Origin of the sequence: Bartonella vinsonii subsp. vinsonii (assembly GCF_902825235.1) — a bacterium.
Classification (GTDB): Bacteria; Pseudomonadota; Alphaproteobacteria; order Rhizobiales; family Rhizobiaceae; genus Bartonella; species Bartonella vinsonii.
Genome location: NZ_CADEAJ010000013.1, coordinates 16375 through 27298, shown reverse-complemented (window position 1 = coordinate 27298; position 10924 = coordinate 16375). Strand labels below are relative to the sequence as shown.

The window sequence follows — 10924 nt, the reverse complement described above, 5'->3', positions numbered from 1 at the left end:
AGTTGATGGCACTGTGTTGAATGATTTTGGCGCCATAATAGCAGAGGGTGATTTGTTTTTTACCAATGCAGATGGCACAGGAAAGAGCCTTTCCCTTGTCAATAAAGCAGGCTTTATTCAAGCCGGTAAAAACTTAAATATTCAAACCAACACCCTCAAAAACGAAGCCGATAGCACGCCTGTTATCACGGAAACATCGGAATATAGCGATATTTCTTTTCAAAGACCAAAGGGTTCTGATCAGCTCAGTGATGGGATGTTATATCAAGATGGTCCCAACCTGTGGGGAAAAGGGCACGAACATCAAAGTCATACCGGACCTTTTAAAGGGCACGTAAAAGTTTTCTTGGATGTTCCTCTTTGGGCGAGCAAAGAAGAAACCTATGGCACTGCAACATTGGAAGACGGAACAGTCTATAAGGCATTTACTTGGAAACATAAGCCTATAAAGAAGGAATTGTCCGTACATCGGTATTCCTGGAATGGTTCTCTGCGGAAGGGAGGATGGTTCGGGTCAATAAACGAAAACTGGTCACACATGACAGAAGAAACTGTCACGCAAGAGTTTTCGCATAAACCCACTGTTTCGGGGATGATAGAGTCTCACGGTAATCTGATCATTAACGCTGATAGCATTGACAACCATTATAGCATTATAAGAGCGGAAGGAAATGCCGATATTCACGCCAATGTGCTCACCAATTTGGGGGCAACAGCTTATAAAAACACCTATATGCATTGTAATGCAAACACAGATGCTTATTGTTATGGCTATCAAGCTGATGGAAGCCGCGATGTTTCTTTAGATATAGCCAATGGCAAGTATCGCCAAACTGGCTCAGAAGCTTTGGAGAGCGTTCCTGGTCTTGTCCAAGCGGGTGGCACGTTGAATTTGGTGGTCGATCAACTCCACAACACGGCAGCGGAAGGTTCCATTACAGGGGATGCGCATTTTGAAGCAAAAACCGTTGGGGGTGATCCACTAGGGGCGCTGAGCGGTTTGACTGGGGCTGGTGCTTTGTTTGCGCCAAATATCGCCTTAGATGGTACAGCTGGTGTTTCGGATGGGAGTTCATTGCCTTTACCAAAACCCCAATCGGGTGGAGTTGGGGGCACGCTACCCAACCAGAATTTCCTTTATGAAACGCGGGCAGAATTCCTTGATGTTGGCAAGTTTTATGGCTCAGCCTATTATTTGAACAGAATTGGCTACAAACCTGATCGGGAGATTTTTTTCTTAGGCGATGCTTATTTTGAAAAGCAATTGATTGAGAAACAAATGCGTGATCTGGTTGGTCAGGGTTTGGGAAAAGGTTCCTTTATTCCTGGAAGTGATGCTATTGAACAAGTCAAAACCTTGCTTGATGTCGGGGCGGAATATGCAAAAGCACACAATCTCCCTTTTGGTGAGGCTTTGAGTAAAGAACAATTGGCGTCCCTAGAAGCCCCGATGGTGATTTATGTGCGCCAACAGATCAAGGGCATGGATGTTTATGCACCGGTGCTTTACATCCCTGAAAAAGACAGAGCCTCCTTTGTTTCTGCTGGTGCTTTGATCATGGGGGATGATGTCAATATCACCAGCCAGAATACAAGTAATTCCCAGAATACAAGCAATTCAATGATAACCAATTCCGGGCGGATAAATGCAAACCACCAATTGCATGTGCATGGTGGGGATATCCTTAGTCAAGGGGGTCATTTTGCTGCTGGTGGTGATGCTGTTTTACTTGCGGAGAAGAATATTCGTTTTGAAGCAGGGCGCACAACGGTTGACGGCGTGGAGACCGTTTTAAACACCAATGCGCTTTCTACAGGGGGCAATGCGAGCGTGATCGCCAAACAAGATCTCACAGCCTCAGGGGTTAAGATCACCACCGGAGGTGATCTTGCCATGGCCACAGAACAAGGCAACTTGACGATAGGATCAGCAGAAACCCATTACCATGATGAACAGGGTGATGCCACCATGCATCATAAATCTGCGTTAAACTCTGGAGGATCGACGACACTTTTCTCTGGAAAAGATTTGAATATCTTAGGCTCTGATGTTCAATCCCATGATGATTTGAACTTAAAAGCTGAGAGGAATATTTCGATTGATGCCACGCGCAACAGTGCCAATAGCCATCACGGGGATCAAACCTCTCATGTTGCCTTACACAATGGCTCTCATTTAAGTTCTGGAAAAGAGACCACGGTTCTCTCTGGAAAAGATATTCATATGGCTGCTTCCGATATAGATGCCAAGGGCAATGTTGTTCTTGGTGCACAAGGGGAGATAGCGATAGGGGTGAGAGAAGATGAAATGGAGTATCATCTTCGCGCCAACAACACGAAAGTCGATATGCAAGCCTCGATTTCCCAGGGATCAACAATAAAATCTGGAGGCAATACCACTGTCGTTGCAGGGCAGGATGGAAAGAAGCATGATCTCACCATCACAGGCAGTTCCATTGCGGCTGATGGCAAGGTGGGGCTGAAAGCCAGCAACGATGTTCTGATCACCAATGCAGAGGATAGCTTACATTATGAGATGTCGTATCACAAAGACGGGGGAACATTCAGCAGCAGCAAATCTGAGCATAACAAGATTGATGCTACCCAAGTTTCCGGTTCACTCATATCTGGGGGCAAAGGCGTTGCCATTGACTCAGGAAACAACACGGAAGTTGTAGCCTCGACGCTCATAGCCGGTAAGGCAAAGGAAGCATCAGGAGAGAAAACACCAGAAGATCAGAAACAAGCGGATATTACCATTCACTCTGGTGGAAATATTGTTATCAAAGGCGCCCAAGAACATTTTGATCAGCAACAGCAATTCTCGTCAAGTAGCCTTTTGCACGATGAATCTTCAGATAAATCTGAATCGCACACCACAACGGTTTCCTCTGTTCTGGGGGCAACGGGCAACATTATCACACAATCAGACAAAGAGACCACAATCACTGCTTCTCATATGTTTGCAAATGAAGATATTCATGTGACGGGAGAAAATGTGACGATTGATGGCATGACAGATCACCATAGCAGCCATTCACAGACCCATGAAACAGGTTTTGGTGTGGGATCAGGCAAGGACTTTGTATCGATCTACGGGAGTGAGGGAAAGACAGAAAATGAAGAAAGTTTTGAGCATCAAGGCTCTTCTCTCAATGGAAAAAATATCACCATCACGGCTACCAAAAAAGATGTGAATGTGGTGGGCTCTGATTTTACTGCGCAAGAAAATATTCATGTTTCGGCAGCCCATGATATCAATGTTTCACCTGGTCATAATAGCCATAAGTCAAACAGCCAAGAAGAGCGGGAAGGCTTTGGTTTTCAGTTTGAAAAGAGCAAAAGTGGTGCCTCTGTCGGTGTCGGGATTGCCAGCGCGAAAGACACAGGGGACCAATGGGAAAATACCAATACACCATCTAATTTTAAAGCGGGCAAAGATGTACAGTTTAGTGCCGATCATGATGTGAATTTACAAGCGACAAATGTTTTGGCAAATCGTGATGTCAACATTGATGCTGGCAATACTATCACACTATCAGAAAGCTATGATACCTCTAACGCAAAAGAAAAGCATGAAAAATCCTTTGCTGGTGTGACAGGCTCTGTGAATGTGGGCATTCTTGGTAACGTGCAAGATATAAGGGATGCAGCCAAACGTTTTGACCATGGGGATACAAAACATAAAATCGGCAATGGTATTCTTGGAGGTCTAAAAGGCTATGATCTCTATAGCAAAGGCAAAGGTCTTTATAATGAGATGAAGGGTGGAAATCTTAAACAGTCTATTCGTGATATTGCTGATGTTTCTGCTAGCGTAACCGTGGGCTTTAAGACAGAGAAAGCAGAAGCCTCTTTTCAAACCTCCACGGCGGTAACAGGAACAATGGAAGCAGGGCGTTCTGTTAACATGCAAGCCCACAAAGGCAGTATTCATGGTGTTGGAGCTGACATTATCGCCGGTACCAATCCAGTCTATGCAAATGATGAGCAGAGTGGAAATATCACCTTGGCTGCAGGTAAAGATATCACCTTTGAAAGTGCACAAAACACGCAAAGCACACAAAACCACACGCAAAATGCTTCAGTAAATGTTGGGTACAGTTATGGTACGGGTGGCACGGGGTGGATGGGTAATGCTTCTTTTGGTAAAGGGGAAGGCTCCAGTGAAGAGGTTCATCAAAAGAACAGCCATATTGTTGGCACTGGCACTGTTCACACCAGCAGTGGAGAGGATACCACATTGGCAGGCGCCGTTGTTTCTGGAAATCAAGTCAACGTGGATGTGGGAGGAAGCTTGACCATAAAAAGCCAGAGTGATACGGGACAAAGTTCTAGCAAGCAAAATTCTCTTTCCATTGGGTTTAATGGTGGAAAAAAGGCTGATGCAGCCACAACCAATATTTCCTTGAACAAGGATAAATCCTCTAGTGATTATCACAGTGTTGTGGAGCAATCAGGCATCAAAGCGGGTGATGGTGGTTTTAAGATCAACGTTAAAGATAAAACAACCCTGACCGGAGGTATTATTGAAAGCACCGCGCCGGCAGACAAAAACAGCCTGACCACGGGAAGCATCAGTACCAGTGACATCACCAACAGTGCGCATGCGCAAGCCAGCAGCCATGGGATCAGCATTGCTGCGGGTGGTCCGATGTATCAGGGCAAATATGGTGTCGGGAAAAACATCGCTAAAAATGTGTTAGATCATTCAAAAGCTAAAGATTCAGAGGAAGGATACACCAAATCTGCCATTAGCGATGGCACCATCGTCATTACTGATGAAGCAGGGCAGAAGGCATTGACAGGGCAAGATGTTGAGCAAGCCATAGCCTCCCTTAATCGTGATACTGCCACCGCCCATCAGGGTGTAAAACCGCTCGATGTCACCAAGCTAGAACAAATCGTCCATGAAAACCGTGAAATGGCAACCCAACTCTTAGAAGAAGGGTTTAAATACAGTGATGAGTCCTATAAAACCATGTTTATCAAAGAGCACCCCATCGCTGTGGTCGACCGTGATGAAAAGGGTAATATACTCTATGAAATAGATGCAAATGGACAGTATATAACTGATAGCCGTGGACAACCAATACCTCACGCACATTATTTAACGGATGAGGAAAAGCAGCATTTACAAGCCGGCTCTGATGGCAAGGTGCATGTGTCCCTCAATGGTATCTTTACACCACCCTATGAGGCAGCTGTTTATGCAGAGCAACATGCAAAGGATAAAAGTGCACCGCTTTATTTTGTTGTGTTCCCTGAAGCCGATTCTGCTATTTCAGAACTTCTGGTCGCGGGCTATCAGAAGTTTATGGAAAATAACTTTTGGGGTTTGACCAATTCCACACAAGAAGCAAAAGATCTAATGTCTCGCTATGGTAACACAGGATTGCATTTTGATGGCCATAGTCGCGCTGGCATGACATTGTATAATACGCTGAATTCTTTCAAACAAGAAGGTATAAATGATGTAGCTGGCAATACAACGATCAGTTTCTATGGACCAGCGGCTAATGTTTTGTCTGCATCCGCTCTGTTAGCTTATGTGAGTGGTGGAAAACAAACCACTATTGGTTTTGATGGGCATAGATTTGACTTTGTAAGCAGAGTAATTGGTGGCAATGGTTATACTTACGAGAAAGTTCCTGCTGGTAGTAATGCTTGGAAAGAATGGTGGAATATGTTCTCAAATCCCTATAACGTCCATACGTGCCTTGGAGATGCGGGTCCAAAATGTCGAGATATATATGGACTTTCCCATCGAGTACAAGTCCCTTTAAGGAATAAAAAATGAAACAAATCTTTAAATTATTGAATTGCATAGCTTTATTAGCTATAACTGGGTGCCAGTTTAATAAACCTCCTGCAGGATACTTCACTGTGTGGGAAAAATCAGGAGCAGATCGGCTTGAGGTAAAAAAAGCACTTTTAGAATGTGGAATGCCAGCTCCTTATGATGTATTTCCAGAAAACAGAAATTTAAGCAATAATGGATGGGCAACCATAGAAGCTTGTATGATTCAAGCTGGTTTCCATGATAAATATGATAGGGGGGGGGGGTGGTGTGGAAATCATAAAGCCGAAAACCTCCCGATTTGCCGTCCAGGAGCTGTCATACCACAGCGAAGTGTCAAGAAGCGCTTAAATAGCCCGTTTTGTAAAAAGCATCCAGAACAATATGAATGCTATCCTTAAGTCTTGCTTGTGATGATCAACAATCGCCATCCTTGCCTTCGCTTGGACTGGCGGGATTGTTTCCTTAATCTACCATCCATAACATTGCGTCACAGGATGGATTTTGCTATATTTTTATTGGTTTATAAGAGAAAGCCTTGTCCATCATGTGACAAGGTTTTTTTTATGCCGCGTCACTTAGACGTTGCGTTTTGGCTTTTTCAATCACATCCATCAAATCCGATTGTAACCAACGCGATAAAGAACCAAATTTTAAAGGCTTTGGTAAAGATCCATTGGTGACATGCCGACGGAATGTTGAAACGCTGATATGCAATAATTTTGCACTTTCACGGTCTGTAAGAAGAACATCATTTTCAGTCATAACTAATCCTTTCAATCTAAAAAAATATTAACAAATCATAAGTATTTATTAACCATATTTTGTTGAACTTGGAAAGTAAGTTTATTCATAAAAAACAGTACTTTATGATGTATTTTCTCATTTGATAATTTATGAGTCTTATTGAAACGGAATGAGAGAAAAGAGAGAAAAAGTTATCCACAGATAATGAAGGAATGATGGGGTACAAGACCCCATCTATTAAGATTGCCCCGTGACATAAGCCGCCCATTTATCCATATAAACACGGCGCTGTTCTAAATAGTCAGTACGACGGTAAGCACGCTCTACCTGTCCACCGACCACATGACCTAGAATGGTTTCTGCTACCTCAAAAGGAGCATCGGTTGTTTCTGCTAGCCAATCGCGTAAACTAGAACGAAAACCATGGGGACAAGCATCAAGTCCAATTTTTCTCATATATAGTGACATACAAGTTTCACCAAGGGGACCACGACCGGTTGCAGAAAAAAAGAAATCATTGCGAGACAGTAAGCGTGCTTGTTTTAAAATTTTCAATGCTTCTGATGATAAGGGCACGCGAAATTCTGTTGTAGCATCAAGCCTTCCTTTCATATTCTCAGCAGGGATGGTCCATATATCTCCATCAACCTGATCTTTATCAATATGACGTAAAGCATGTGTGCGAACACCTGTCAGAATAAGAAACCGCAAAGCTAAATGTGTCATAGTTGGTGTTTTGCAAAGTGTTTTATAAAAAGCTGGTATATCTCTCCAATCCATAGCAGGCATATTCGTAGCTTTATAGCGTTGTTTGCCTAAGAGAGCTTTTGCTTTTTCTGTTGCCTGTAAATCAACATCCAAACCCAAGGCAGCAGCATGTTTGAGACACATATTAAGACGAATGAGAGCTCTACGAGCTGTTCCAGCTTTTGTATGCCAGATGGGAGCGAGTGTATTGCGTATATCGGTTTGGGTAATCTCTGAAACCGGTATACAACCTAATTGAGGGAGAATATGAAGTTTTAAAGGCGAAAACCAATCTCCATTTTTACCATCTCCTTTTAATTCTGCTTTACGACTTTCAAAAGTCTCCAATGCAATGTCTTTTAAATAATGAAGATTGCGCATTGCCTCACGTTTTTGTTTTTCACGTTCTTTAATGGGGTCACGACCCTCATTCAAAACAGAACGCCACTGGGTTGCCAATTCACGGGCTTTTTTTAAAGAGACATTTCTTAAAGCACCCAAGCCCATTTCACGGCGCCGCCCGTGAATGGTATAGCGTAAAAGCCATTGAGCACCACCATCTTTACGCTTATGAAGTAACAAGCCGGCACCATCATTATATTTGCCAGCCCCCAATGTTGCGACAGCCCTTGCATTAAGACGATTCATTAAAGGCATTTTTGTTCCTTTCTAAACGGTTTTCTACCCACACGATAACCCCGCTTATGACGTGCAAATAAGTGACTTTAATTGATTGAACATAAGATGATTTGAGATGAGAGAATCTTACAATATTCGGGGGTCTCATTCAATATGCAAAACAGTAAATTATCATTATAAATCAATACGTTGTTCTGTTATGACTTTTAACCGTATTGCACCCCTTGTGAATGCTATTGTTGGTGCAGAGCGTAATAACAAGCGCGAAGTGCAGTTTCAACCAAGGCAAATGGGGGCAGCAATACCAAATGAATTGCTTACTGGAGCAGCAGAATGGTTTCGTGATGAGGCGGAGGCAGAATATGCCGATTCTGATGCTTTTCAGGATATGGTTATTTGCGGCATGGGCTGGACAGATACAAGGCTTGATTATGATACAAATCCCGAAGGAATACCTACCGTTAGGCGTTTAGATCCACTGAAAATGGTTTGGGATGCCAATGCTGTAAGACCAAATCTCATTGACGCACAGCGTATGTGGTATGTTGATCGCAAATCCGTTGAGGATGCAAAAAGTCTTTTTCCTGATGTGGCTGTTGAAGATCTTAACGCCGATTGGGCTATCGATAGTACAACCGCTTCTGAGGATTCTCATGTGTCGCTTGATGCGTATCATGATGACTCCAATGCGACTTCTCTCTCAGAGCCGTGTTCTGGGAAACACTATGTTACGCTGGTTGAATGCCGTTGGTTTGAATATGAGATCACTTACAAGGCACCTGATCTTCAAACCGGTCAGATGCGCAACTATAGCAAACAAGAGTTTGAACAGCTTCAAAGAGTGATGCCACAGTTACAAGGTGCGCGTTTTAATAAAAAAGTGGTCAGACGCGCCTTTCTGGGGCGGCGCCTTTTAAGCCAGCCTGATAAGCCATTAGCACCTGATGGGCAGCTTGGCTGGGAATGTATCACGGGCACGCTGGATAAGCTTAAAAACCAGTTTTACGGGATTGTTCGCCCCGCAAAAGACCCGCAAAAATGGTCGAATAAATATTTTAGCCAAGTGATGTATATCCTTAATAGCCAGTCTAAGGGCGGCTTGATGGCAGAACGAGACGCTTTCGATGATGATCGCCAAGCCATGGAAAGCTGGGCGCGAACGGATACGATTACTTGGGTTAAAAATGGTGCGCTTACGGGAGGGAAAATTCAACCAAAGCCAAGTGCACAATTTCCCAGTGGATTTTTCCAGCTGTTTAATGAATCGCGTGAAGCAATAACGCATGTAACAGGGTTATCGGCGGAATTTATTGGAACACGGGAGGTCAACCAAGCCAATGTGCTGGAAAATACACGCCGGCAATCGACACTTAATTTGCTTGCGGGGCTGTTTGACAATCTCAAGCTTTATCGGTGCAGACAGGGAAAGATTATCCTTTATCTTATTCAAAACTATCTTTCCGATGGGCGTTTGGTGCGTATTTCTGGACAAGAGAATGCGCAATATGTGCCATTAACCCGTGAAGCTGTTACGACGCTTGAGTATGACATTATTGTTGATGATTCACCGACAAGCCCCAATGAAAAAGAGAAAACTTTCGCAGCAATTACACAGATGTTGCCATTGCTTGGCGGTTTCTTAACACCGGAGATGATTCCAGATCTTCTTAAGCTTTCACCACTCCCAGCAACACTTGTGGCAAGTTTAACCGCAAAGGCACAGCAAGCACAGATACAACAACAGCAACAGCAGATGATGCAACAAAGCCAAGGGGCGCAATTAACTCCAGAGCAACAAGCAAAGATTGCTGTTTTACAGCAGGAAGCGCAAGCAAAGAGCACACTCTATCAACTCGACGCGCAGCAGAAACAAACGGCATTGCAGCAGAAAAATATCGAGCTTTTCTTAAAGCAAGAACAAGCACGGATGCAGCTTGAGTTGCAACAGGCAAAAAATGAGATAGCGCAGCGTGATTTAGAACGCAAAGCTTTACAGGCACAGTTGGAACACTATCGAGTTTTGACAAAAAATATAATAGCACATTGAAGGGACAGAAAATGGAAGAAGAGTTTACGCCTGAAGAACGAGCAATCTATGACGAACATTTTGCCAGTGATAATGCTGTTGAGTTGGTCGAGCCTGAACAAGTTGAGGAAGTTTTTGAAACAGAGGAAAGTTCTGAACAGTCACCTGTAGAACCACTTCAGGAGCAGCCAAGTTCTAATGCAATAGAACCTGATAAACTAGAGCAAGAGCGGCAAGCACGTCAAAGGGCAGAACAAAGTGCTGTTGAAGCGCGTGAATTGGCTATTGAACTTGCGCAAAAATATGCCGCAATGCAAGAAGAAATCACGCGAAATCGTGAGGAAAATATTCCTACCTTAGAAGACGACCCTAAAGCACATGTTGCATGGCTTAGTCAAAAGGTACAGGAACAACAGAAATTGCTTGATGAGTTTTCTCATATGAGAGAGCGTCAAGAGCGCATGAGTCAAGAGGAATATGAACGCCAAAAGTTAGGGGATTATTTTGAGGAAGCTAAAGCGCAGGTACAAGATAAATATCCAGATTTAGACAGTATCACGGACTATCTCTATGAAAGAGCAGACAATGTTCTACAAGCGCAAGCAAGCCTTTATCCGCAATGGAAAGACCCTGTAGCACGGCAACAGCAAATTGGTGCTGAATTGCGCCAAATATGCCAGCAGTGTCAGAAAGCCGGTATAAATCCAATTGAGGTGCTGGTGCAAAAAGCGAAAGCTTTTGGCTATAGTGGAGCGCCAGTTAAGGATGAAGTGGGAGCCCTTCAAGAGCGCTCTCAAGCAGCGCGGACGCTTACAGCGCGCGGCGGGCAAGTTCCAACAGGTGGAATGGATGTGAGAACGCTTTTTTCTATGCCGGAAGCCGAACTTGCAGCATGGGTTGAGAAAAATCCCAAAAAATTTGAACAAATTATGAGCAGAGCATGAAGATGTGCGCAATGGCGCGAC

General features: G+C 43.8%; 6 protein-coding genes. 4 read left to right on the top strand and 2 right to left on the bottom strand.

Annotation, left to right across the window (positions count from 1 at the left end; all coding sequences use genetic code 11):
• Window positions 1-5800: hemagglutinin repeat-containing protein (locus J7R12_RS07950; RefSeq protein WP_208439048.1), on the top strand; the 5800-nt coding region annotated here is incomplete at its 5' end.
• Window positions 5797-6201 (top strand): hypothetical protein, encoded by a 405-nt coding sequence (locus J7R12_RS07945; protein ID WP_126603210.1) that lies wholly within the window; start codon window positions 5797-5799, stop codon window positions 6199-6201. The genes J7R12_RS07950 and J7R12_RS07945, both read left to right, overlap by 4 nt.
• Before the next feature lie 163 nt (window positions 6202-6364).
• Here the strand turns inward: J7R12_RS07945 and J7R12_RS07940 are convergent, their stop codons facing one another.
• A complete protein-coding gene (locus tag J7R12_RS07940; protein WP_126603211.1) occupies window positions 6365-6565 on the bottom strand; it encodes a helix-turn-helix transcriptional regulator in 201 nt (66 codons plus the stop codon).
• Between the two features lie 219 nt (window positions 6566-6784).
• A complete protein-coding gene (locus J7R12_RS07935; protein ID WP_126603213.1) occupies window positions 6785-7951 on the bottom strand; it encodes a tyrosine-type recombinase/integrase in 1167 nt (388 codons plus the stop codon).
• 181 nt (window positions 7952-8132) lie between these two features.
• On the opposite strand from J7R12_RS07935, the gene J7R12_RS07930 reads away from it, so the two are divergent.
• Entirely contained in the window at window positions 8133-9980 is a 1848-nt protein-coding gene (locus tag J7R12_RS07930) for a portal protein (RefSeq protein ID WP_234924860.1), read from the top strand.
• An 11-nt stretch (window positions 9981-9991) separates the two neighbouring features.
• The gene (locus J7R12_RS07925; protein ID WP_126603215.1) at window positions 9992-10903 is read left to right on the top strand and encodes a hypothetical protein; all 912 of its coding nucleotides are present in this window, start codon (window positions 9992-9994) and stop codon (window positions 10901-10903) included.
• Window positions 10904-10924: the final 21 nt, after the last annotated feature.